Here is a 22,598-nt window from a genome sequence, read left to right as displayed (position 1 = left end):
CCGCGGCACGCTACTTGCGGCCCCGTGTCCAGTTCATGTTCCAGCCGTAGGCGCGGTCCACGGTGCGCTGCGGGCTGACGCCCCGGTCCGGGACGAGATAGCGGGCCTCGCGCCGCACGGTGAGGTCCCCGCCGCCGTCGTTCGTGAGCAGGGCGAGCGCGCACACCGTGGAGGGCACCGTGCACTCGTCCAGGGAGAAGTCGATCGGCGCGCCGTGCGCCGGTCGCAGTGTGACCGTCGCATGGAGGTCCGCGAAGCTGCGGGCGCCTTCGTAGATGGTCACGAAGACGAGGATGCGGCGGAACGCGTCGGTGCGGTCGAGGTTGACGGTGAGGTTCTCACCGGCGGCGAGGCTTCCGCTGCGGTCGTCGCCGTCGAGGTGGATGTACGGGGCCCGGTCCAGCGCCCCGAAGGCATTGCCGAGCGCCTGCACCACTCCCTTGCTGCCGTCGGCCAGTTCGTACAGGGCGCACAGGTCGAGGTCGAGGTCCCGGGCGCGCCTGCTCCCCCGGCCGCCGAACTGTTTGCGCACCTGCCAGTTGAGATTCACGCGCAGGGCACCGGACGTGCCGCCCTGCTTCGCGAGGGAGACGGTGGGAGAGGCCTTCGTCAGCGTGACCTTGGACGGCCGCACCGGCGGAGCCGACGGCGCCGGCCGCGGTTCGTCCACGGTGATGCCGTAGTCCCTCGCGAGGCCCGCAAGGCCGCTGTCGTAGCCCTGGCCAACGGCCCGGAACTTCCAGGCTCCCTGACGGCGGTACAGTTCTCCCAGGACGAAGGCTGTCTCCACCGTCGCGTCCGCGCTTTCGTAGCGGGCGAGTTCGGACCCGTCCGCCGCGTCGACGATGCGGACGTACAGGCCCGGCACCTGCCCGAACGCCCCGCCGTCCGCGGACGCCGCGAGGACCACCCGCTCGATGGCGGGCTCCACGCGCGCGAGGTCGACGAAGAGGGTGTCCGTGACGGTGCCCCCGCCGGTGGACCTGCCCTCGTGCCGCACGGCTCCGGACGCGTGCGTCGGCTGGTTGTAGAACACGAAGTCCGCGTCGGAGCGGACCTTTCCGGAAGCGAGCAGCAGGGCCGAGGCGTCGACGTCGGGCACACCGGGACCTGAACGCCGGCCCAATTCGACGCGTACGGCCGAAGCCGGTACGCCGACATTCGCTCCTTTAGCCATTGTCATGTCCGCCCCAAACGCCCGCCCTCGGCTTACCGGCCAACATATTCCCTGGAGCCTTCCGGCTCCCAGAGGCCCGTTCGAAGATCACTGGCCAACCGCCGGTAACCCCCCGAAATCTTGGGCCCTACAGGAAAACTGCCCCGGGCGACGACCGTTTTCCCCAAGTTCGCTCGCATTGAGGAAGCGCGGTCACACACGACACGCAAAAGAACCCTCTTATCGGTCTACCCCAACGACCACATCGTGGGCTTAACTTATGTGTCATGACCTCCCCCCGCTCCACATATGGCGGCGGTTACTACTCCGCGCCGTCCTTCCCGGACACTCCGATCTACGACTCACTCGTCGCGGAACGGGGTACGCCGCAGATCGCCCCGATCCGGGTTCCCTCCGCGTACGACAGCAACAGCCACCTGCCGGCGCTGCCGGCCGCGCTGCCCGCCCTGCCGTCGGCGCACTCCGCGCCCGCGCCGCAGTACGGCTATCCGCACCCGCAGAGCGCCCCGATGCAGGCGGCCCCGGCCCCGTACATCCCGCAGCAGGCGAACGCCCAGCGCGGCTACCCGGGCCAGCAGGCCCAGCAGCCGCAGCGGCCCGCGCCCGGCCCCGCGACCGGCTACGAGGCGATGCGCCCGGCCACGCCGCGGCCCGCCCCCGCGCCGTACGAGGATCCGTACAACCGCCAGCAGTACCGCGGTTACTGACCCAGCACGGCCGGAACGCTCCGGCCCACCGCAGCAGCCACGGACGATGTCCGTGGCTGCTGGCACAATCACCGGCATGTCGCAGCCTGCACTCAGTTCGATCCATGTCCATCCGCTCAAGGCGGTCCGGGGGCACGCCCCGCGCGAGTCCGTCGTGGAGCCGTGGGGCCTGGCCGGAGACCGGCGCTGGGTGCTGGTGGGCGCGGACGACAAGATCGTCACCCAACGGCCGCATCCGCGCCTGGCGTTGGCCGCCGCCGAACAGCTGCCCGGCGGCGGCGTTCGCGTGTCGGCCCCCGGGATGGACCCGCTGACCGTCGCGGTGCCCGAGCCGCAGCAGACGACCACGATCGAGGTCTGGTCGGACAAGGTCGAGGCGGTCCCCGCCGATCGCGCGGTCCACGCGTGGTGGAGCGCGTACCTCGGCACAGGGATACGCCTGATGCACCTGGACGACCCGGCGACCAGACGCCCCATCGACCCGGAGTACGCGCGCCCGGGCGAGACGGTGAGTTTCGCCGACGGTTACCCGCTGCTCCTGACGACGCTCTCGTCGCTCGACGCCCTCAACTCCTTGATCGCCCAGGGTGACCACGCCGACGAGGGCCCGCTGCCCATGAACCGGTTCCGGCCGAATGTCGTCGTCTCCGGCACGCCCCCATGGACGGAGGACGACTGGTCGCGCATCGCCATCGGCGAGGTCACCTTCCGTGTCGCCAAGAAGAGCGGCCGCTGCGTGGTCACGACGACGAATCAGCAGACCGCGGAGCGTGGCAAGGAGCCCCTGCGCACGCTGGCCCGGCACCGCCGCTTCGGCGACCAGCTGTGCTTCGGCACGAACCTGGTACCCGAATCGACGGGCACCATGCGTATCGGCGATCCCTTGAACATCCTCGAATAACCGTCACCCGGTCGGGGAACCCGGCGCCGCGGCATGCTCGTTGAGAGACAATGGCAGTGTCGGAAGCGCCGGTGGGCAGGGGCGAGCAAGCCAGGTGACGTCGCTCTCTCTTCTCTTCTCCGGCATGCGGGCGCTGCCGTTCGGGGTTATGACAGACCCGGAAGGGGGTGCAGACCGTGCGAGCGTTGATCGGGCTCTGGCGCTGGCGCCACAATCCCGTGTGCCGCGGAACGGACCTGGCGGAGGCCTGGGTCGCCCTGGTCGCACTGTTCCTGATCGTCGTCGCGGCGCCGGTGACCGGTGTCGTCGCGGGATCCATGGCGCGTGACGCCCTGTACCGCTCCGTGGAGGAGCAGCGCAGTATGCGTCACGAGGTGACGGCGACCGTGGTGCACAAGGTGGCCCAGCCACCGCTGGACCCGGACCCGGAGACCTCCACGGCGCGTGACGCACACACCCGCGTGGTGGCGACCTGGAAGGCGCCGGACGGTTCCCCGCGGCAGGATCGCGTCGTCGCCGCGCTCAGCACGCCGCACCGCGGCGACAAGTTCCCCGTGTGGACCGACGACCAGGGCCGCGCCGTCGGCCGACCCCTCGACCGACCCACCGCCGCCACCCACGCGGCGCTCGCCGGATTCGGTGCGGCCGTCGCCGTGACCGGCCTGGTGGACGGCACCCGGCGCCTGATCCTGTGGCGCATGATGCGCCGCCGGTACGCGCGCTGGGACAGCGCCTGGGACATCGCGGGACCCGACTGGGGCCGGACCGGCACGGGCAGCTGACGCCCTCCACAGGCTCGCGGCTCTGGTCAACTGCCGTGCTCCGCGCACGCTACGGTGGAGCCACCTTTTGGCAGGCAGAGCGCAGCGGGAAGCCAGGAGCGGCGCCGCACGAGGCGCGCGGACTTCCCGCGTACGACGAGGTGGGGGCAGATCAGCACCATGGCACAGGGCTCGGTCCAGGTGACGCACGCCGGTACTTCGCGGTGGCGGCGCCGCACGGGGGAGTACGCGTCGCTTGCGGCCGCCGTGGAGGCGGCGACCGACGGGGACGTGCTGACCGTGGCCCCCGGTACGTACCGGGAGAACCTGGTGCTGCGCCGCGCGATCACGCTGCGTGGCCCCGAGGGCTCCCCCGGCTCCGTGCGGATCGCCCCGACGGACGGTGTCCCCCTGACCGTACGGGCCTCCGCGACCGTCCGTGACCTGCACGTCGAGGGGCAGGACGCGGCGGCGCCCGCGCTGCTCGTCGAGGAGGGCGCCCCGGAGATCGTCGGCGTCCGCGTGGTGACGCGGTCCGCGACCGGCGTCGAGGTGCGCGGCGGCGCCCGGCCCACGGTGCGCCAGTGCACCGTCGACAACCCCGGCGGCATCGGCATCGCCGTGCTCGACGGCGGGGGCGGCGTGTTCGAGGAGTGCGAGGTCGTCGCCGCCGGACAGGCGGGCGTCGCGGTGCGCGGTGGCGCGCACCCGCGGCTCGAGCGCTGCCGCGTGCACCACACGTCGGGCGCGGGCCTGTCCGCGACCGGTGAGCACTCCGGCCTGGAGGCCGTGGGCTGCGAGGTGTACGAGGTCAAGGGTTCCGGTGTGCAGATCACCGGGCGGGCCGCCGCACACCTGACCGACTGCGATGTGCACCGCACGACGGGGGACGGCGTCACGCTCGACACGGACGCCGTGCTCACCCTCGCCGACTGCCGCGTCCACGACGTCCCGGAGAACGCGATCGACCTGCGCTCCCGGTCCGTGCTCACGCTGACCCGTTCCACCGTGCGCCAGTTCGGGCGCAACGGCCTTTCGGTGTGGGATCCCGGCACGCGCGTGGACGCCAACCAGTGCGAGATCCACGACAGTACGGGCGACTATCCGGCCGTCTGGGTCAGCGACGGCGCGACGGCCGTACTCGAGTCCTGCCGGGTGCACGACGTCCCGGACGCGCTGTTCGTGCTCGACCGCGGCTCGCGCGTGGACGTCGTCGACAGCGACCTCTCCCAAGTACGCAACACGGCCGTGTCGGTGAGCGACGGGGCCACCGCCCAGCTCGACGACTGCCGCATCCGCGAGGCCGCGACGGGCGCCTGGTTCCGCGACCACGGCAGCGGCGGGACGCTCGCCAACTGCACCGTGGACGCCACGCAGACCGGCGTGATCGTCACGAAGGGCGCGGACCCCACCATCGAGCGCTGCACGGTCACCTCGCCCGCCGAGGCCGGTTTCTACGTCTCCGCGGGCGGCCGGGGCAGCTTCCACGGCTGCCGGGTCGCGGACAGCGGCGGCTTCGGCTTCCACGTCATCGACGGCTGCCGCACGAGCCTCAAGAAGTGCCGGACGGAGCGGTGTTCGCGCGGCGGCTACGAGTTCGCCGAGGACGGACCCCTGATCGACGACTGCACCAGCGACGAGAGCGGCGGCGTGCGCGCGGGCGCGACGGCGGCCCCGCAGGCGGCGGTGCAGACCGCGACACAGACCGCCGGCCTGCTCAGCGCGGTGCCCGACCAGCGGCCCGTGGCGGCCCCTCAGGCGCCCGAGAAGGAATCCCGCACCTCCAAGCTCGTACTCGGCGAACTCGACGCTCTGGTGGGCCTGGAGAGCGTCAAGCGCGAGGTGCGCGCGCTCACCGACATGATCGAGGTGGGCCGCAGGCGCCAGGAGGCGGGCCTCAAGGCGGCCTCCGTGCGGCGGCACTTGGTGTTCACGGGTTCTCCGGGCACCGGCAAGACGACGGTGGCGCGGCTGTACGGCGAGATCCTCGCGACGCTCGGCGTCCTCGGCCAGGGACACCTCGTGGAGGTGTCCCGTGTGGACCTGGTCGGCGAGCACATCGGCTCCACGGCGATCCGCACCCAGGAGGCCTTCCAGCGGGCCCACGGGGGCGTCCTGTTCATCGACGAGGCCTACGCCCTGTCCCCCGAGGACTCCGGGCGCGACTTCGGCCGCGAGGCGATCGATACGCTCGTGAAGCTGATGGAGGACCATCGCGACGAGGTCGTCGTGATCGTCGCGGGCTACACGGCGGAGATGGAGCGCTTCCTGTCCACCAACCCTGGTGTGGCCTCCCGCTTCTCACGGACCATCACGTTCTCCGACTACGTGCCCGAGGAACTGCTGCGCATCGTGGAGCAGCAGGCCGACGAGCACGAGTACCGGCTCGCCGACGGGACGCCGGAAGCACTGCTCAAGTACTTCACGGCGCTCCCGAAGGGACCCGCGTTCGGCAACGGCCGCACCGCACGCCAGACGTTCGAGTCGATGGTGGAGCAGCACGCCGGCCGGGTCGCCCAGCTCGACGCCCTGGACACCGACGCGCTCACGCTCCTCTACCCGGAGGACCTGCCGGAGCTGCCCTGAACCTCGGCCCGCCCGGCGTCCGCCTCGGGTCGCTGCTGCGGGACGCCCTGCTTGAGGCGGGCGAGCAGCCGGGCGCGCTCCTCGGCGAAGACCGGATCGGCCTGGTAGTCGCTGTGGCCCAGGATCGGTGCGGGCAGCGGGTGTTCGGCGGTGCGTCCGTACGCGAGCGGGTCCAGGAGGGCCGGGTGGTCGACCTGAGGGCCGCACTCGCCGGACAGGTTGATGGGCCCGCCGATGGGGTCGGTCTCGCGGTGCAGATTGCGCCAGCAGTCGACCTGGCGGTGCAGCGAGGCCAGTGCCTCGGGGCCGAACTGGGCCGGGAACCAGCGCCCGTACAGCCGCTCCAGCGGTGATCCGTAGGTGAGCAGTCCGACGCGCTTCCTTACGGAGGGGTGCAGTTGCCAGGCGGCAGCGGCCGCCAGGACGCTGCCCTGGGAGTGCCCGGACAGGATGAGCCGGCCTCCGGTGGCCTGCGTCCAGGTGGCCATCCGCCAGGTCAGGTCGGGGACGGCGCGCTCGGCGTAGCAGGGGGGCGCGAAGGGGTGCGCGGCGCGCGGCCAGAAGGTGCCCACGTCCCACAGGATGCCGATGGTGCGGCGGGCGGAGGCGTCCTTGTAGGCGCGGCGTCCCCAGGTGACGAAGAGTATGAAGCCCAGGCCGATGAGCCAGGAGCCCAGCGCCTGCGCGGTCTGCGCCGCTCCCTCCACGATCGCGTACGAGCCCCGGAACGCCGTCGCCGGCACCTTTCCCGTGGTCCAGGCGCCGACCACGGCGAGGGCGCCGAGCAGCAGCGTCACCGAGGAGACGACGCCGATCATCACCGGCGCCTTGTCGGTCAGGGCGGCACGCGCGCGGGTGCCCGCGATGCGTGCCGTGCGGTGCGCGTCCGGGGGTTCGGCGGTGTCGCCCGGCTTGGTGTCGAGGTCGTAGTCGGCCGCCACTTGGGCCGTCTCGCGCTTCTTCATACGGGCCGTGCGCAGGGCCAGGGCGCCGCCCAGGACGGCGAGCACGATCAGCAGCGGCGGGATGACGGAGGCCTGCCAGGACAGCAGCACCGGCGGGCCCTTGATCAGTCCGCTGGTGCCGTCCAGCCAGTCGGCCACCCGCTGCGCCACACCACCGGTCATCACGCCGCCCAGCGCGCACGCGAGCATCGCGGTCGCCGGACCCCCGAGGCCCCGCAGCGCGGTGCGCGGGTCGCGGGCCGTGCGGTAGATGGCGTGCGCGACGCAGGCCAGGACGAGCACGAGCGCGCCCTGCACGAGGGCGATGCCGCCGAAGCTCATGTCTCCGGGCAGCCGTCCCACGGACCGCCAGCCGGGGCGCGACCAGGCCGCGTACACCATGGTCACGAGGAGCAGGACGAGCGCCGCGTAGGGCAGGACGCGCACCACCGTGCGATCCAGGGTGTCGTCGACCCGGCTCTCGCTGCGGCCGCGGTGCACGACGACACCGATGACGGCGAGCGTGCCCAGGATCAGCGCGCCGACGATCACCCAGCCAAGGACCGCGAGCAGGGCGGGCCCGCCGGACGCCCGGTCGAAGCGGGCCGCGGAGGTGCCGACGGCCGCCGCGACCGTGAGCAGCGCGGCCGCCGTGTGTGCCGCGCGCAGCCGGGCCACCAGGCGGCGTCCGTACCAAAAGCCGGGCCTGCCGAGCGCGTTGTCGATCTCACCGTCGGTGGGCTCGGGCATGTGCGGCAGCGGGCGCTGCGTCTCGTACGCGCTCCAGGTGCGGTGCGAGAGGTACCAGAGCAGGCCCGCGAGGGCGCTCGGGACGAGCGAGGCGAGCGCGAGGCGGCGGCCGGGCTGGCTCCACCAGCCGTCGGCGAGGAACTCCAGCCAGGAGTGGCGGGAGACGCAGGCCGACGTGCCCGCGCACTGCCAGGCCGTCAGGTCAAGGGCCACCTCGCACGCGGCACCGACCAGCAGCACCGTCAGGGTGAGCGAGAGGAGACGGACGAGCAGTCCGTACAGGCGTACGGTGCGCGTCCAGCGGCGGGCGTTGGGGCGCATCCAGTGCGACAGGTTCACCACCATGAAGGGCAGCAGCAACAGCCACAGCGCCCGCGAGCCGTTGCCCGACGTGAGGTTGCACCACACGTACGCCTCGGGGACGGGCTTGCCCCGGTAGTCGTCCGGACGTTCCTCCGCGTCGGCGTCCTCGCCGCGCCTAAAGACCGCCGCCGTGTCGTCGCCCGACACCCGCACCGGTTTCGGATCGTCGAGCATCTCCTGCGGAGTGGTGCCGCCGACTCCGTGGACGAGGAGTTCCAGGGCGGTCTCGTCCGTGACCGCGGACGGTGTCGCGGACGGCCGCGATGCCGGCTCCGCCGCGGTGCCGTTCTGTTGGTCGTGCCCGTGCGCCTGTTCGTGCCCGTGCGTCGTGCTCATGTGTCCCCCGTTTCTGAAACACGACCAGGATCCCGGCCCGGCACCCCCTCGGGCACCCCTCGTCACGGAATCTCCCCGAGGTGACCCGCCCCATTCACCCCGTCTCGCGCCGTCGCGGCGCAGGTCGGCAGCGCGGGCGGTGGTCCCGGTGTCGGTGGCGCGTGCGAGGATGACGAGAAAGCGCTGGCCGGTACGGCGGTGGTGGCAGTCGGGACGAGCCGAAGGGATTCGACGGACGTGAGCGAGAATCAGAACCTCCTCGCGGAGCAGCGCCGCGCCCTGATCATCGACGAGGTCCGTCGACGCGGCGGCGTCCGGGTCAACGAGCTGACCAGGAAGCTCGGTGTCTCCGACATGACGGTCCGGCGCGACCTGGACGCGCTCGCCCGGCAGGGCGTCGTCGAGAAGGTGCACGGCGGCGCGGTCCCGGTGGTCGAGGCCAGCACGCATGAGCCCGGCTTCGAGGCCAAGTCGGGCCTGGAGCTGACCGCCAAGGAGGACATCGCGCGCGCCGCGGCCCCACTGGCGGCGCCCGGCACGGCGATCGCGCTCTCCGGTGGTACGACGACGTTCGCGCTGGCCCAGCAGTTGCTCGACGTACCGGACCTCACCGTGGTGACCAACTCGGTGCGGGTGGCCGATGTCTTCCACGCCTCGCAGCGCGGTGCGGCGTCCCGGCAGGGCGCGGCCACGGTGGTGCTGACCGGCGGGGTGCGCACGCCATCGGACTCGCTGGTGGGACCCGTCGCCGACCAGGCGATCGCGGCGCTCCACTTCGACGTGCTGTTCCTCGGGGTCCACGGCATAAGCCCGGAGGCCGGCCTGTCCACGCCGAACCTGGCGGAGGCGGAGACCAACCGGCGGCTCGTGCAGTCCGCGCGGCGGGTCGTCGTGGTGGCCGACCACACCAAGTGGGGGACGGTGGGCCTGAGTTCGTTCGCCTCGCTCGACCAGGTGGACACCTTGGTGACGGACGGCGGGCTGCCGGTCGAGGCGCGGGCTGAGGTCGCCGAGCACATGCGGCTCGTGGTGGCCGGGGAGCCCGAGGACGGTGCAGACATCTGACGGTGCGCCAGTTATGGTGGCCGGGACCGGCCGACTGGAGCACGGATCACGTCAACTCACCTACGAGCGCAGCCCGTTGACCCGACACGGGCATCGCGCGCGTCGATTCAACCTTGGGGGCTGAACCTGCATGGCACGCCGACTTCTCCCCGTCGAGCTCGACTTCGTCGACAGCGCACCGTTGCGGCTCGTGTTCGCCCGTGAGGTGTCGGCCTCCCCCGACGCCGTGTACCGGGCACTCGCCGAGGACGTCGTCGGGTGGCCCCAGTGGTTCTCCGCGGTGACGCTGGCACGGCCGCTGGACGGCGGGGCGCGGCGGGAGGTTCGGCTCAAGGGCGGGACGCGGTTCCTGGAGACGATCATCGCCGCGGAGCCGGGTGAGGTGTACGCGTACCGGGTCGACGAGACGAATGTGCCGGGGCTCCGGGCGATGGTCGAGGAGTGGCGGGTCGAAGGGGTTCCCGGTGGGGGATCCCGGGTGCGGTGGACGTTCGCCGTGGACGCGCCCGCCGGGGTTCGGACCGGGATGAAGCTCGGGCGGGCCGGGATGGGGCGGGCGTTTCGGGGGGCCGTGGAAGCGCTTGACCGTCGACTGGCCGCTGCGCGGGCTTGAGCCGTTCGTGATCGTTGCGCCGCGGCGTGGTTGACGCCTCGGGGCTCCGCCCCGGACCCCGCTGCTCAATCGCCGCAGGGGCTTTACTGCGGCCATTCCTCCTCAACCGCCGCAGGGGCTTGAGCGTGGCCATTCCTCCTCAATCGTCGGAGGGCCTTGAGCGTGGCCACTCCCCCGTCTCCAGCAGGCGCGCGATGGTTCGCGCATACGGGGTGATGTCCAGCCCCTGGTCCGCCAGCCATTCGTCCGAGTAGTACTTGTCCAGGTAGCGGTCGCCCGGGTCGCACAGGAGTGTCACCACGCTGCCCGTGCGGCCCTCCGCCACCATTTCCGCGACGATCTTGAGGGCGCTCCACAGGCCCGTACCCGTCGAGCCTCCGGCTCTGCGGCCGATGGCCGACTCCAGGGCGCGTACCGCCGCGACGCTCGCCGCGTCGGGGACCTTCATCATGCGGTCGATGGCACCCGGCACGAAGCTCGGCTCCATGCGGGGGCGGCCGATGCCCTCGATGCGGGAGCCGCAGTCGCTCGTCGCGTCGGGGTTGTCGGTCGTCCAGCCCTCGAAGAAGCAGGAGTTCTCGGGGTCCGCGACGCAGATGCGGGTGTCGTGCTGCATGTAGTGGACGTAGCGCGCGAGGGTCGCCGAGGTGCCGCCGGTCCCGGCCGTCGCGACGATCCAGGCGGGCTCCGGGTAGCGCTCCAGGGCGAGTTGGCGATAGATCGACTCGGCGATGTTGTTGTTCCCGCGCCAGTCCGTGGCCCGCTCGGCGTACGTGAACTGGTCCATGTAGTGGCCGCCGGTGCGGGACGCGAGGGCGGCGGACTCCGCGTACATGGTGCGGGGGTCGTCGACGAAGTGGCACCGACCGCCGTGGAATTCGATCAGTCGGCACTTCTCGGCGCTGGTCGTACGCGGCATCACCGCGATGAAGGGGACGCCGATCAGCTTCGCGAAGTAGGCCTCGGACACCGCCGTCGAACCGCTCGACGCCTCGATGACGGGCCGGTCGGGCCGGATCCAGCCATTGCACAGGCCGTAGAGGAAGAGCGAACGGGCCAGGCGGTGCTTGAGGCTGCCCGTGGGGTGGGTCGACTCGTCCTTGAGGTAGAGGTCGATGCCCCACCGCTCGGGGAGCGGGAAGAGCAGCAGGTGCGTGTCGGCCGAGCGGTTGTTGTCCGCCTGCACCTTGCGGACCGCCTCTTTGAGCCACTCACGGTAGCCGGGGTCCGTGTGGTCGACGTCCAGCGTCGGCAGGGGGCCGGACGCCGCACCCTCGCCCGTGGGTCGGCCTTGTTCCGTGGTGCTCACCGATTGGCTCCTTCGCGTCGTGTCCGGGCGTCGTTCCGCGCACCGGATCCGGGGCGCCGACGACGGCAGGACACCTCGATCATAAGCACCTTACGCACGCTTCTCACCTGCATAAACGCATCTTTGAGCACCTCAAAGACACACCTGGACAGGAGGGGGAACGCGCGTCCTAGACGCCGCGGCGGCCCAGGAACAGGCGTACGAGGGGGCGCACATTCCCATTGCATCGAATACTTCACAGAGCGTCCATATGCGCACTGGTGCTCCTGTCCTGGTGCGTGCAGACTGCACCGCAGACACGCACTCGAGGGGGCGAGACGGCATGGCGGAGCCGGAGTTCACGGCGACGGGCGTGCGCATCGGCCGGCGCCTGCGATCCCTGACCCGGGCAGGTCAGGTCCGGATCACGGGCGGCAGGCTGGAGTTGCTCACGAGCTACGGGAGCGAGATCGACAGCGCCCCGTTGGGTGAAGTGCGCGCGGGCAGGCCGTGGTTCGGCGCCGAGGACCGGGCGATGGCAGAGGTGGACGGGCGGCGCTATCTGCTGCGCCTCGGGGGCCGGAGCGGCGACGCGGAACCACCCATGGCGCGGCGGTTCATCGAGGCCGTGCGCGCCGCCACCGCGCGGACCGGATAGCACCCCACCCCGCGGCGGACAGCCGGCGAAGTTGCACGCCCACGCCCCCTGAGTCACGCTGGTCACACATCACTACTCAGGGTTTACCGGCGATAACGCTGCGAACCAGCCCGCCGGACACGGAGCGGGCAGTCCTGTCGCAGCGCGGTCGCACCGCTCGATCCGTTTTCGTCTTCTTCCGGACTCACTTTCGGGGAGTCGTAGCCGTGATCAGCCAGCCGAACAGGCATTGCACGGTGGAGCTCCAAGCCCTGCCGTCGCGGATAGGTCAGGTCCGCAGAATCGTATCGGCGCAGTTGCGCTACTGGCATCTCGATCCGTTGATCGAGATGGCCGCGCTCGGTGTCACCGAGCTTCTGACGAACGTCCACCGGCATGCCGGGCCGGACAAACTCTGCACCGTGGACATCGAGCTGCTCGGCGGCATGCTCACGGTCTCGGTGCACGACCACGACCCGAGGCTCCCCGAGGTACGGGACGCCGACTCCCTCGCCACCTGCGGCCGCGGCCTCGCGATGATCGCCGCGCTCAGCGAGAACTGGGGCGTGCGGCCGCACGGGGAAGACGGCAAGGTCGTCTGGTTCGCCCTGCCGGCCCCCGCCCCCGCGATGGCCATCGCTCCGTACCCGGTGTACGCGACGCATCCCGCGCACCGCACGGACCCGCGTGAACGCGCGGTGTCCCCACATGCTCCCGCCCGGTCGGCCGTCGCAGGCTGACCGGGCGGTGATCACCGTAGGCACGTCGCTCACTCGGTGGCGACGGCCCGCAGTACGTCAAGACGTGCCGCCCTGCGCGCCGGGCGCAGCCCCGCGAGGGCGCCGGCGGCGAGCCCGACGAGGGCGACGATCGCCAGCCGGCCCGGCGGCAGCGCGAACGCGAAGGCGCTGTCGCTCGCCCCGTCGGACGCCTTCACCAGGACCCAGCCGAGGAAACCGCCGAGCACGAGCCCGCCGGCCGTGCCGAACGCGGCGACGAGCACCGACTCCCAGCGGACCATCGCCCGCAGCTGGCCGCGGGTCTGGCCGACGGCGCGCAGCAGACCCAGTTCACGGGTCCGTTCGTGCACGGCGAGGGTGAGGGTGTTGGCGATGCCGAGCAGCGCGATGACGACGGCCAGGGCCAGCAGCGCATAGACGAGCGTGAGCATCATGTCGATCCCGGACGCCGAGGACTGTGCGTAGGCGTCGCGGGTCTGCACCTCCGGGTCGCCGTACGCCGCCGCGACCTTCTCGACCGCCTTCGTGCCGTCGGCCGTGGAGACCCCGTCCTTGAAGGTGACGGAGACCAGCCGGTCGGCGTCCTGCGTACGGTGCGGCGCCCAGGCCTCGCGCGAGATCACGTAGTCCCCGGCGAGCTCGGACTGTCCGTAGACGGCGCGGACCGTGAAGGGTTCCTTCCTGCCGTCGGTGAACGTGAGCCGTGCCGTGTCGCCGACCGTGAGGTGCCGCTTGTCGGCCTCGGCGCGGGTGATCGCGATGCCGTTCCTCCCGAGGCCGTCCATCGAGCCGCTGACCGTGCCGAGGTCGAACGACTTCGCGAGGGTGGCCGGGTCGGTGACGGTGAGGGCGCGCCCCTTGCCGTCGACGTCGGCGACACCGCTGCCGAGGCCGACCGCCGTGGCCACCTCGGGCCGCTCGGCGATCGCCGGTGCGAGCTTCGGGCTGAGGCCGCTGCCGCCCGCGCCGAACGAGGGGGTGGAGACGGCGACGTCGCCCGCGAAGGAGCGGTTCACGGTCTGGTCCATGGTCGCCTTCAGCGAGGCCCCGAAGACGGTGAACAGGGAGACGACCGCGACACCGATCATCAGGGCGCTCGCCGTGGCGGCGGTGCGCTTCGGGCTGCGCAGGGCGTTGCGCCGCGCGAGCCCGCCCGTGACGCCGCGCAGCCGGTCGAGCGGCGCGCCCAGGGCGCGTACGGCGGACGTGGACGCGACCGGGCCGAGCACGACGAACGACGCGAGGACCAGCACCGCGCCGATGCCCGCCAGCGTGATCGACGGAGACACCGGGCCGCCGAACACACCGACGAGGGTCGCCGCGACGGCCGCCGCGCCCAGCACACCGCCGATGACGGCGCGGCGCCGCGAGGCACCCGAGTCGTCGACGGCGCTCTCGCGCAGCGCGGCCAGCGGCGCGGTGCGTCCGGCGCGCAGCGCGGGCAGCAGGGCCGAGCCGACGCACACCACGATACCGACGGCCAACGGCAGCAGCATGGACAGCGGGCCGATCACCAAGTCCCCTTCGGGGAAAGGGAATCCGATGGCGGGGAACAGCGCCTGGAGCCCGGCCGCGATGCCGATGCCGCCCGCGAGTCCGGCGGCCGATGCCACCACGGCGACGGCGGTCGCCTCGACGAGGGTCGCCCCCGCGATCTGCCGGCGGGCCGCCCCGAGCGCCCTCAACAGGGCGTTCTCGCGCGAGCGTTGGGCCACCACGATGGCGAAGGTGTTGTGGATGGAGAAGGTCGCGACGAGCAGTGCGACACCGGAGAACACGAGGAGGAACGTCGTGAACAGGGTGAGGAACTGGCCGGAGATCATGTCGGTGTTCTCCTGCGCCGACTCCTGACCGGTGATCGCCTCGACTCCCTTGGGAAGACTGCCGCTCAGGGAGTCGACGAGCTCCTGCTGGCCGACGCCGGGGCCCGCCCGCACCTGGATGGTGGAGGCCTCCCCCGGCTTCGGGGTGAGGTACTTCTCGGCGTCGGCGCGGGTCATGCCGGTGAAGGTGGTCTGCGCCATGCCGTCCTCGCCGCCGAAGGTGGCCAGGCCCACGATGGTGACCCGTACGGGGTCGGGCGTGCGCAGCGTCGTCGTGTCACCCACCTTCAGGTCGCCGGTCCTCGCCGCGCCGCGGTTGACGACGACCTCGCCGCTCCTGCTCGGGGTGCGCCCCTCGGCGAGCTGGTACGGGTTGAGCTTCGGGTCGTCGATCCAGTTCCCGGCGAGCGTGGGTGGACCCTGGCCACCGATGGGCTTGCCGTGGGCGTCGACGAGCTGGCCCGCGCCCTGGATGTTCGGCGCCGCCGCGGCGACGCCCGGGGCCTTCGCCAGCTCGTCGGCGAGCGAGGCGGCCACCGGGCGGCGGGTGCCCTGCCTCTCGCCGGGGGTGGTGATGACACTGGCGGAGCGCACGACGGCGTCGGTGCCGCTGCTGGCACCCGCGAACATCGAGTCGAAGCTCGCGCGCAGGGTGTCACCCATGACGAGGGTGCCCGCGAGGAACGCGACGCCGAGCAGGACGGCGCCGAACGTTCCGGCGAAGCGCCGCTTGTGGGCGCGCAGCGAAGTGAGGCTGAGGCGGACGGCGGCGTTCATGACGAGTCGCCTCCCTCCACAGGAGCGGATCCGTCGAACGCCTTCATCCGGTCGAGGACCCGGTCCGCGGTCGGCCGTTCCATCCGGTCGACGAGGCGGCCGTCGGCGAGGAAGACGACCTCGTCGGCGTGGGCGGCGGCGACCGGGTCGTGGGTGACCATGACGACGGTGCGCGCGGACCGGCGGGCCGCGTCGCCGAGGAGGCGGAGCACCTCGCCGCCGGAGCGGGAGTCGAGGTTGCCGGTGGGTTCGTCGGCGAACACGACGTCGGGCCGGCCGGCGAACGCCCGTGCCACGGCGACGCGTTGCTGCTGCCCGCCGGAGAGTTCGGCCGGTCGGTGGTGCAGCCGGTCGCGCAGCCCGACGACGTCGACGAGCGCGTCGAGCCACTCGGGGTCGGGGCGCTCGCCCGCCAGGTCGATCGGCAGCGTGATGTTCTCGGCGACGTTCAGCGTCGGGACGAGGTTGAACGCCTGGAACACGAATCCGACGCGGTCGCGCCGCAGCAGGGTCAGCCGACGGTCGTCGAGCGAGCCGAGCTCGGTGTCACCGATGTACGCGGCGCCCTCGGTGAGGGTGTCGAGGCCCGCCGCGCAGTGCATCAGGGTCGACTTCCCGGAGCCGGACGGGCCCATGATCGCGGTGAACCGTCCGGCATGGAAGCCGACGCTCACGCCGTCGAGGGCACGCACAGCGGTGTCACCGGAGCCGTACACCTTGACGGCGTTGTCCACGCGCGCCGCGAGGGCGGTGGGGGTGAGCGTCGTGGCGGTGCTCATGACGCGCCGCCCTTCGCCTTGCCGTCGACGCCGTACTGGCCGTAGCTGCCGTAGTGCCCGAACTCCTCGTTCAGCACGGTCAGTCGGCGCCAGTACTCGTCCTCGTCGATCTCACCGGCGGCGAAGCGGCGGCCGAGCACGGCGATCGGCGAGTTCTCGTCGAGGCGGGGGCCGCCGGGGCGCCACGGTCCGCGCCGGCCGCGCCAGACGGTGCGGCGCAGCAGGGCGATGACGCCGACGACCACGGCGGCCCAGATCAGCGGGAAGAACAGGATCCAGGGACCGGGGCCGTTGCCGGGTCCGAACTCCGCGAGGGTCTGCATCCGACTCATCTCCTCTTGCTCCGGTGGCGCCCTGGCGGTGTGCCGGGGTGTCCACGTGTGGTGATGACTCGAGCGTCCCGCCGGGAGGGGGTCCGGGTCGTCGTACGGCCAGCGGCACTGGGCGTACCTCCCTGGGAGTACGTGGGAGGGGTCGGGCCTGCTCCCGGCGCCCGGCCACCCCTGACACGGGTCAGGGTCGGATCAGGGGCGCGTCCGGGGCGGTCCCGATGGTGGGTGGGGGCGGCTTGGCCGGAGGATCGATCCGTGACAGATCGATCCGTGACCACTCAAAGACGAGACACCTTCAGGCGGTCCGGCCCGCGTGGCCGACTGCTCGCCCCCGCGGTGTGGGCCGCCGTGGTCGTGGCCATGATGGCGGCGCTGTTGGCGCCCCGGGACACCGATCCGGGTCTCAGCCAACTCTCCCTCACCGTCAGCGACTTCGCGGCCCTGGATCGCGGCGGGCCCATCGAGACCGCCATGGCCACGCTCGGCCTCGTCTCGCTGCTGCTCCTCGCGGTGGCGAGGAAGCGGCTCCCGGCGATGCGCGGGCTGCCGTCGACACTGCTGGCGATATGGGGCGCGGGCCTGGTCCTGGCGGCCGTGGTCCCGACGGATCCGCTCACCACACACTTGACCGGTTCGGCGTATGTGCACCGCTACGCGTCCGTCGCGGCGTTCGCGGCACTGCCGGCGGCCTGCCTCGTCCTGGCGGGGCGGCTCGGCTCCGCGGCGGGGCGCACCGTGTGGTGGCTGCGCGTGCTGTCCCTGCTCGCGGTGGCCGGGGCCGGGGTGATGGCGTACTCGGCGGGGCCGGGTGGGCGGGAGCTGATCGGGCTGGTGGAGCGGGTGATGCTCGGGTGCGAGGTGATCATGATCGGCGTGCTCGGCCGGTACGTGCAGCGCATGGCCCCCGGAGGCGGATCCCGAGGCGAGGCATTGAATCTGTAACTACTGGTATGTACGGTGACACCATGGCCACCACTCAGGAGCGACTGATCGAGACGACCCGCGACCTCCTGTGGGAGCGCGGATACGTGGGGACCAGTCCCAAGGCGATCCTGCAACGCGCGGGGGTCGGCCAGGGCAGCATGTACCACCACTTCACCGGCAAGCAGGACCTGGCCCTCGCCGCGATCCGGCGGACGGGGGACGAGATGCGGACCCTGGTCGACCGGGTGCTCGGCGGCGGCGGTTCGGCGTACGAGCGGATAGCGGCGTATCTGCTCCGCGAACGCGATGTGCTGCGCGGCTGCCCCGTCGGGCGGCTGACGATGGACCCGGATGTGATCAGCAGCGACGAACTGCGGGCGCCGGTCGACGAGACGATCACGTATGTCGAGGGCCGGATCGCCGATGTCGTCCAAGAGGGCGTGGACAGCGGCGAGTTGGCGGCCCACCTGGTGCCGCGGGAGATCGCGGCGGCGGTCGTGGCGACCGTACAGGGCGGTTACGTCCTGGCGCGGGCGTCGGGCGACACGGCGGCGTTCGACGCGGGCGTACGCGGCCTGCTCGCGCTCCTCTCCCCCACCCCGCCCGCCACCGCCGACCACTGAGGACGCGCTTCATGCACGCGATGCAGTACGAGATCACGTTGCCCGCCGACTACGACATGAACATCATCCGCGGCCGCGTGGAGACCAGGGGCCACGCGCTCGACGACTTCCCCGGCCTCGGCGCCAAGGCGTATCTGATGCGGGTGCGCGGCGTGGACGGTTCGCCGGTGAACCAGTACGCCCCGTTCTACCTGTGGAACGCGCCGACCGGCATGAACGCCTTCCTCTGGGGCCCCGGATTCCAGGGCATCGTCGCCGACTTCGGGCGCCCCGTCGTACAGCACTGGACGGGTGTCGCCTACGAGGAGGGGGTCGCGGCCACGGCGCCGGCGCGGACGGCCGTGCGCCTGCGCACACGGATCGAGCCGAGCGCCGACCTCCCGAAGCTGACTGCCGAGGCAGTAGAGGGAACAGTACAACTCGCCCAAGAAAACGGTGTGTTGTTCGCGGCATCGGCCATCGACCCCCGCACCTGGGAGCTGCTGACCTTCTCGGTGTGGGAGCACGACACACCCAAGGCCCCCGGCGACCGGTACCAGGTGCTGCACCTCTCGCAGCCCGAGCGCGCGAGCCTGCCGCACGGGCGGCAGTGGTGAGCGGGGCCGTCCGCAGCGTCCAAGGTGACCTCGAACCGGGCCTGTTGGGCGTGGTCGACGCGCACGACCACCTCTTCTTCCGCAGCCCCGTGCTGCCGGGGCAGGAGCTGGACGACGCCGGACCCGCCCGCCAGGAGCTGGAGGCGTACGCGGCCGTGGGCGGCGGCACCGTGGTGCAGTGGACGCCGCACGGACTCGGCCGGCACGCGGCGGAGCTGCCCGCGCTCGCCGCAGCGACCGGGGTGCACATCGTGGCCGCGACCGGCCTTCACCAAGCGGCCCACTACGCCGAGGAGTTGCTGTCCGCACACCGCGCCGACCTGGCCGAGGTCTTCGTACGCGAACTCACGGAGGGCATCGCCGACACCGGCGTGCGGGCCGGCCTGATCAAGGTCGCCGGCGGCTTCCACACCCTGGACGCGCACGCCCGCTGGACGATGGCGGCGGCCGCCGAGGCCCACCACGCGACCGGCGCGCCGATCGCCGTCCACCTGGAGCTGGGCACGGGCGCCCTCGACGTGCTCGACCTGCTGTGCGAGGAGTTGGAGGTACCCGCGCACCGTGTCGTCCTCGGCCACCTCAACCGCTCCCCCGACTTCGTGACTCATCGGGAGGCCGCGGACTCGGGAGCGTACCTGGCCTTCGACGGCCCTTCGCGCACGAACCACGCCACGGACTGGCGGATGCCGGACGCCCTCGCGGCACTGTCCGACGCCGGCCACCTGGACCGCCTCCTGCTCGGCGGCGACACCACGACCGCCGGCGCCCGCTCGGTGACCGGCGGCCCCGGCATGCCGTACCTGCTGCGCCGAATCCGCCCGCGCCTCGAAGCGGTGCTGGGCGAGGGGTCGGTGGAGCGGATCCTGGTCGACAATCCGGCGCAGGCGTTCTCGGTCGAGTGGCGGTGACGGCATCCGAAGCCCGCGGGCCGCAGCGGCCGCGTCCCGAGGCCGGCCGTCCCGCCGGCCTCACCCCCCGCTGAGCGCCCCCAGCGGATCGTCGAGGACCGGTTGCCAGGCCAGTTCCGCCGCGCCGACCAGGCTGTTGTGGTCCAGCGTCGAGGCCAGGATCGGGACGCTGCCGCTGCGGCCCCACAGGCTGCGGTCCGCCACGACGGCCCGCAGGCGCTCGGGGTCCGCGTCGAGGAGGGTGCGGTGCAGGCCGCCGAGGACGATGCGGTCCGGGTTGAGGATGTTGACCAGGCCGGCGAGGCCGAGGCCGAGGCGGTCGATGAGGAGCGCGGTCGCCGCGCGGACGTCCGGGTCGTCCTTCGCCATGGCCAGCACGCCACGAGCCTGGGAGAGGAGCGAGCCGCCGGGGTCGGGGGCGCGGCCCGCCGCGGTGAGGAAGGCCAGCGGGTCGGCCTCGACGTCCAGGCAGCCGCGGCTCCCGCAGTGGCAGGGGCGGCCCTCGGGGTTCACCGTGAGGTGGCCGACCTCCAGGGCGAGGCCCGAACTGCCGGTGTGCAGATGGCCGTCGAGGACCAGGGCGCCACCCACTCCGCGGTGGCCGGTAGCCACGAGGAGGAGGTCTCGGGCGCCTCGGCCCGCGCCGTGCCGATGCTCGGCGAGCGCGCCCAGGTTGACGTCGTTGGCCGCGAACGCCGGGATGTCCAGGCCCGCTTCCCGTACGCAGTCGGTGAAGATCTGCCGCACCGGCGCGCCCACCGGCCAGGCCAGGTGGAGCGGGTTGAGGGCCGTGCCGTCGGGTTCGGCGACCGCGGAGGGGACGGCGAGGCCCGCGCCCACGCAGCGTCGGCCCGTGGTTTCGAGGAGCCGGACGCCCGCCTCCACCACCGAACGCAGGACGTCCGCCGGGTCCGGATCGATGATCTCACAGCCGGGCGTGGTGGCGACGATGCCGCCGCCGAGGCCGACGAGTGCCGCCCGGTAGCCGTCGGAGTGCACCTGTGCCGCCAGCGCGACAGGACCTTCGTCCGCGACGGACAGGCGGTGCGAGGGGCGGCCCTGCGAGCCGGATGCCGCACTGGGCTTCGCGTCGATGCGGATGAGGCCGAGCGCCTCCAGCTCCGCGGCGACGGCGCCCGCGGTCGCGCGGGTCACACCGAGCTCGGCGGTCAGCACGGCGCGGGTGGGCGCCCGCCCGGTGTGGACGAGTTCGAGCGCGGGACCGAGCGCACTGCGCCCCCGCTCCAGACGCGGCGGCCGCCCGGCCGTGTCGCCCGCCCTGTGGCCCCCGGTCCCGGAGGCCGTCCTGCCGCCGCCCATCAGCAACTCCTCGCCCTGATCACGCTCAGGAATGGTAGCCGCTGAACGCCCCGCGACCGATCCGTGCGCCCACCTTCCTACAGGCCGCTGACCCGCAACGTGATGTTGAGCCGCCCGCCCAGGCCGAGCCCCGGCGGCGCCGTCCCGGGCTCGGTCCTCGGCACCCCGTGGTACGCGAACCGCGAGTCGCCGCCGAACACGAACAGGTCCCCGCTGCGCAGCTCGACGTCCGTGTACGGCTTCGTACGGGTCTCGGTGTTGCCGAACCGGAAGACGCAGGTGTCACCGAGGCTGAGGGACACCACCGGCGCCGCCGACTTCTCGTCGCGGTCCTTGTGCATGCCCATGTGAGCGTCAGTGTCGTAGTAGTTGATCAGGGCGATGTCGTACGGCTCCGTGGTGTGTCCGGCGCCGTAGGCCGCCGCGACGGCGCGTCGGCCGAGCGCCGCCAGCTCCCGCGGCATGGGCTTCACCGCCTCCCCGTCACCGTCGACTGCGGTGCGCGCGTACCCGTACGGGAACCAGTGCCAGCCGAGTCCGAACTGCCGCACGCTCATCCGGCCCCCGCCCGGCAGCCGCACGTCGCGCAGGCCGGCGGGCGGGCGCGCCCATGTCCGGCACAGCTCGACCAGGTGCCGCTGTTCGCCCGCGTCGAGCCAGTCGGGGACGTGGACGGCGCCGGGGGCGATCTCCGTGCGGTCGCGGGCGAACAGTTCGTTCATGGCATCCAGTGTTCCCGATGGCACTGGGGGCCGGGGCCCCGCAGTCACCTCAGTACGGCCGGAGCCGGTCCTTCTTCGCCGTCTTCCCCGGCCGCGCGGCCGTGTCCTTCGGATACGAGATGTGGTCCGGGTCGCCGTCGGAGGTGTAGCGGGCGAGCTTCCCGGCGGCCAGCTGGTCGAGCCAGTGCTCGGAGCTGTAGTTCGCGTCCTTGCCCTTGGCGGGGGCCGAGCGGACGCGGGGGATCGCGGCCGGGTCGAAGGAGTCCGCGTACGGGGAGGGGGCGGGGTTCGCGCCGACGAGGTAGACGCCCCGGTTCTTGTACGCCGTGCCGGACGCGCTGCCGGTCAGGGCGAGGTCGGCGGGCTCCGGCTGGATGCCGTACGGGAGGGCGAGGGAGCGGACCTGCGTGCCGGGGACGTCGCGCTCGATGGAACGCTGGCCCTCGGCGATCTGGGCGCGCGCCTCGGCGGGGCCGCTCTGCGCGAGGTTCGCGTGGTCGAGGGTGTGGTTGCCGATCTCGAAGCCGTTCTTCTTCAGCCAGGTCAGGGCCTTCTTCTGGCCGGTGGCGGCGAAGGCGTCGCCGTTCACGAAGAGGGTGGCGCGGGCCTTGAAGCGGGAGTGTTCGCGGGCGACGGCGCGCAGGACGCCGACGGCCGAGTTCTTGGTGGGTTCGCCGCCGGCGCCGAGGCGGAACTGGCTGTCGGTGGAGTCGTCGAAGGTGAGGACGACCGGATGGGCGCCGGCCGGGATGTCGATCCTTCCGGTTTCGAAGTCGCCCGCGGTCACGGGCACGTACCCCTCGCGGGCGAGGCGTTCCAGTTCGGCGCGGAGGTCCTTGGGGGTCCGGTCGTACGCGCTCTTCGGGTGGTCGAGGACCTGGTGGTACATGAGCACCGGGACGGCGCCCAGCTCGTTGGCGCGCACC

Annotated in this window: 21 protein-coding genes; 12 read left to right on the top strand and 9 right to left on the bottom strand. The window is 72.4% G+C overall.

Translation table 11 applies throughout. The annotated features are described in order from the left end of the window. Positions 1-10: 10 nt before the first annotated feature. On the bottom strand, positions 11-1,177 hold the full coding sequence (locus ACNYS0_RS36585; protein ID WP_422480081.1) for a TerD family protein: 1,167 nt from the start codon (positions 1,175-1,177) through the stop codon (positions 11-13). 266 nt (positions 1,178-1,443) lie between these two features. Between ACNYS0_RS36585 and ACNYS0_RS36580 the strand changes: the two genes are divergently transcribed. From ACNYS0_RS36580 to ACNYS0_RS36565, 4 genes are all read left to right on the top strand, one after another. Further along, positions 1,444-1,884 (top strand): DUF6643 family protein, encoded by a 441-nt coding sequence (locus ACNYS0_RS36580; RefSeq protein ID WP_422480079.1) that lies wholly within the window; start codon positions 1,444-1,446, stop codon positions 1,882-1,884. 76 nt (positions 1,885-1,960) lie between these two features. Then, positions 1,961-2,785: an MOSC domain-containing protein gene (locus ACNYS0_RS36575; RefSeq protein ID WP_422480077.1), complete on the top strand. Its 825-nt coding sequence runs from the start codon at positions 1,961-1,963 to the stop codon at positions 2,783-2,785. 176 nt (positions 2,786-2,961) lie between these two features. Then, positions 2,962-3,567: an Rv1733c family protein gene (locus ACNYS0_RS36570; RefSeq protein WP_422480075.1), complete on the top strand. Its 606-nt coding sequence runs from the start codon at positions 2,962-2,964 to the stop codon at positions 3,565-3,567. Between the two features lie 159 nt (positions 3,568-3,726). After that, complete coding sequence (locus ACNYS0_RS36565; RefSeq protein ID WP_422480073.1) at positions 3,727-6,132, top strand: right-handed parallel beta-helix repeat-containing protein; 2,406 nt, start codon at positions 3,727-3,729, stop codon at positions 6,130-6,132. Here ACNYS0_RS36565 and ACNYS0_RS36560 read toward each other — a convergent pair. Continuing rightward, complete coding sequence (locus tag ACNYS0_RS36560) at positions 6,102-8,525, bottom strand: hypothetical protein (protein WP_422480071.1); 2,424 nt, start codon at positions 8,523-8,525, stop codon at positions 6,102-6,104. The genes ACNYS0_RS36565 and ACNYS0_RS36560 overlap by 31 nt on opposite strands. A gap of 237 nt (positions 8,526-8,762) precedes the next feature. Between ACNYS0_RS36560 and ACNYS0_RS36555 the strand changes: the two genes are divergently transcribed. Beyond that, positions 8,763-9,590 (top strand): DeoR/GlpR family DNA-binding transcription regulator, encoded by an 828-nt coding sequence (locus ACNYS0_RS36555; RefSeq protein WP_422480069.1) that lies wholly within the window; start codon positions 8,763-8,765, stop codon positions 9,588-9,590. A 130-nt stretch (positions 9,591-9,720) separates the two neighbouring features. Continuing rightward, positions 9,721-10,203: an SRPBCC family protein gene (locus ACNYS0_RS36550; RefSeq protein WP_422480067.1), complete on the top strand. Its 483-nt coding sequence runs from the start codon at positions 9,721-9,723 to the stop codon at positions 10,201-10,203. A gap of 139 nt (positions 10,204-10,342) precedes the next feature. Here ACNYS0_RS36550 and cds1 read toward each other — a convergent pair whose 3' ends face one another. Further along, positions 10,343-11,512, bottom strand: coding sequence for an L-cysteine desulfhydrase Cds1 (cds1, locus tag ACNYS0_RS36545; RefSeq protein WP_422480065.1), 1,170 nt, complete (start codon positions 11,510-11,512; stop codon positions 10,343-10,345). A gap of 322 nt (positions 11,513-11,834) precedes the next feature. Between cds1 and ACNYS0_RS36540 the strand changes: the two genes are divergently transcribed. Both ACNYS0_RS36540 and ACNYS0_RS36535 read left to right on the top strand, forming a co-directional pair. Next, on the top strand, positions 11,835-12,149 hold the full coding sequence (locus ACNYS0_RS36540) for a transcriptional repressor LexA (protein WP_422480063.1): 315 nt from the start codon (positions 11,835-11,837) through the stop codon (positions 12,147-12,149). Positions 12,150-12,355: 206 nt separating this feature from the next. Beyond that, entirely contained in the window at positions 12,356-12,868 is a 513-nt protein-coding gene (locus ACNYS0_RS36535) for an ATP-binding protein (RefSeq protein ID WP_422480061.1), read from the top strand. A 29-nt stretch (positions 12,869-12,897) separates the two neighbouring features. On the opposite strand, the gene ACNYS0_RS36530 is transcribed toward ACNYS0_RS36535, so the two are convergent. From ACNYS0_RS36530 to ACNYS0_RS36520, 3 genes are read right to left on the bottom strand one after another with little or no spacing between them, the layout of a single operon-like run. Continuing rightward, positions 12,898-15,468 carry an ABC transporter permease gene (locus ACNYS0_RS36530; protein WP_422480059.1) on the bottom strand — a complete coding sequence of 857 codons (2,571 nt, stop codon included), beginning with the start codon at positions 15,466-15,468 and terminating at the stop codon, positions 12,898-12,900. Next, positions 15,465-16,247, bottom strand: a complete 783-nt coding sequence (locus ACNYS0_RS36525; protein WP_422480057.1) for an ABC transporter ATP-binding protein — start codon at positions 16,245-16,247, stop codon at positions 15,465-15,467. Before ACNYS0_RS36525 ends, ACNYS0_RS36530 begins: the two co-directional genes overlap by 4 nt. Further along, a complete protein-coding gene (locus ACNYS0_RS36520) occupies positions 16,244-16,570 on the bottom strand; it encodes an SHOCT domain-containing protein (RefSeq protein ID WP_422480055.1) in 327 nt (108 codons plus the stop codon). The genes ACNYS0_RS36525 and ACNYS0_RS36520 overlap by 4 nt, the downstream gene beginning before the upstream one ends. 279 nt (positions 16,571-16,849) lie before the next feature. Here ACNYS0_RS36520 and ACNYS0_RS36515 point away from each other — a divergent pair, with 279 nt between their 5' ends. Genes ACNYS0_RS36515 through ACNYS0_RS36500 form a run of 4 tightly spaced genes read left to right on the top strand, consistent with a single transcriptional unit; the run spans position 16,850 to position 19,630 of the window. Continuing rightward, positions 16,850-17,521, top strand: coding sequence for a DUF998 domain-containing protein (locus tag ACNYS0_RS36515; RefSeq protein ID WP_422480053.1), 672 nt, complete (start codon positions 16,850-16,852; stop codon positions 17,519-17,521). A gap of 8 nt (positions 17,522-17,529) precedes the next feature. Then, positions 17,530-18,126 carry a TetR family transcriptional regulator gene (locus ACNYS0_RS36510; protein WP_422480051.1) on the top strand — a complete coding sequence of 199 codons (597 nt, stop codon included), beginning with the start codon at positions 17,530-17,532 and terminating at the stop codon, positions 18,124-18,126. An 11-nt stretch (positions 18,127-18,137) separates the two neighbouring features. Continuing rightward, positions 18,138-18,722, top strand: coding sequence for a DUF4865 family protein (locus tag ACNYS0_RS36505; RefSeq protein WP_422480049.1), 585 nt, complete (start codon positions 18,138-18,140; stop codon positions 18,720-18,722). Further along, the gene (locus tag ACNYS0_RS36500; RefSeq protein WP_422480047.1) at positions 18,716-19,630 is read left to right on the top strand and encodes a phosphotriesterase family protein; all 915 of its coding nucleotides are present in this window, start codon (positions 18,716-18,718) and stop codon (positions 19,628-19,630) included. Before ACNYS0_RS36505 ends, ACNYS0_RS36500 begins: the two co-directional genes overlap by 7 nt. A 60-nt stretch (positions 19,631-19,690) precedes the next feature. Here the strand turns inward: ACNYS0_RS36500 and ACNYS0_RS36495 are convergent, their stop codons facing one another. From ACNYS0_RS36495 to ACNYS0_RS36485, 3 genes are all read right to left on the bottom strand, one after another. Next, positions 19,691-20,950, bottom strand: a complete 1,260-nt coding sequence (locus ACNYS0_RS36495; RefSeq protein WP_422480045.1) for an ROK family protein — start codon at positions 20,948-20,950, stop codon at positions 19,691-19,693. A gap of 77 nt (positions 20,951-21,027) precedes the next feature. Beyond that, positions 21,028-21,672, bottom strand: a complete 645-nt coding sequence (locus ACNYS0_RS36490; protein ID WP_422480043.1) for an alpha-ketoglutarate-dependent dioxygenase AlkB family protein — start codon at positions 21,670-21,672, stop codon at positions 21,028-21,030. A 49-nt stretch (positions 21,673-21,721) separates the two neighbouring features. Further along, positions 21,722-22,597, bottom strand: a complete 876-nt coding sequence (locus ACNYS0_RS36485) for a polysaccharide deacetylase family protein (protein ID WP_422480041.1) — start codon at positions 22,595-22,597, stop codon at positions 21,722-21,724. Position 22,598 lies beyond the last annotated feature (1 nt).

Origin of the sequence: Streptomyces anthophorae, from assembly GCF_049310305.1 — a bacterium.
In the GTDB taxonomy this organism is placed as follows: Bacteria; Actinomycetota; Actinomycetes; order Streptomycetales; family Streptomycetaceae; genus Streptomyces.
Note: the sequence above shows the minus strand (reverse complement) of the source record. Positions and strands in the feature narration are given on the sequence as shown.

Coding starts and splice junctions, on each gene's coding strand:
- ACNYS0_RS36550 (WP_422480067.1), top strand. CDS start 9,721: ATGGCACGCCGACTTCTCCCCGTCGAGCTCGACTTCGTCGACAGCGCA.
- ACNYS0_RS36490 (WP_422480043.1), bottom strand. CDS start 21,672: ATGAACGAACTGTTCGCCCGCGACCGCACGGAGATCGCCCCCGGCGCC.
- ACNYS0_RS36565 (WP_422480073.1), top strand. CDS start 3,727: ATGGCACAGGGCTCGGTCCAGGTGACGCACGCCGGTACTTCGCGGTGG.
- ACNYS0_RS36575 (WP_422480077.1), top strand. CDS start 1,961: ATGTCGCAGCCTGCACTCAGTTCGATCCATGTCCATCCGCTCAAGGCG.
- ACNYS0_RS36560 (WP_422480071.1), bottom strand. CDS start 8,525: ATGAGCACGACGCACGGGCACGAACAGGCGCACGGGCACGACCAACAG.
- ACNYS0_RS36505 (WP_422480049.1), top strand. CDS start 18,138: ATGCACGCGATGCAGTACGAGATCACGTTGCCCGCCGACTACGACATG.
- ACNYS0_RS36495 (WP_422480045.1), bottom strand. CDS start 20,950: ATGGGCGGCGGCAGGACGGCCTCCGGGACCGGGGGCCACAGGGCGGGC.
- ACNYS0_RS36530 (WP_422480059.1), bottom strand. CDS start 15,468: ATGAACGCCGCCGTCCGCCTCAGCCTCACTTCGCTGCGCGCCCACAAG.
- ACNYS0_RS36525 (WP_422480057.1), bottom strand. CDS start 16,247: ATGAGCACCGCCACGACGCTCACCCCCACCGCCCTCGCGGCGCGCGTG.
- ACNYS0_RS36540 (WP_422480063.1), top strand. CDS start 11,835: ATGGCGGAGCCGGAGTTCACGGCGACGGGCGTGCGCATCGGCCGGCGC.
- ACNYS0_RS36510 (WP_422480051.1), top strand. CDS start 17,530: ATGTACGGTGACACCATGGCCACCACTCAGGAGCGACTGATCGAGACG.
- ACNYS0_RS36580 (WP_422480079.1), top strand. CDS start 1,444: ATGACCTCCCCCCGCTCCACATATGGCGGCGGTTACTACTCCGCGCCG.
- ACNYS0_RS36520 (WP_422480055.1), bottom strand. CDS start 16,570: ATGCAGACCCTCGCGGAGTTCGGACCCGGCAACGGCCCCGGTCCCTGG.
- ACNYS0_RS36585 (WP_422480081.1), bottom strand. CDS start 1,177: ATGGCTAAAGGAGCGAATGTCGGCGTACCGGCTTCGGCCGTACGCGTC.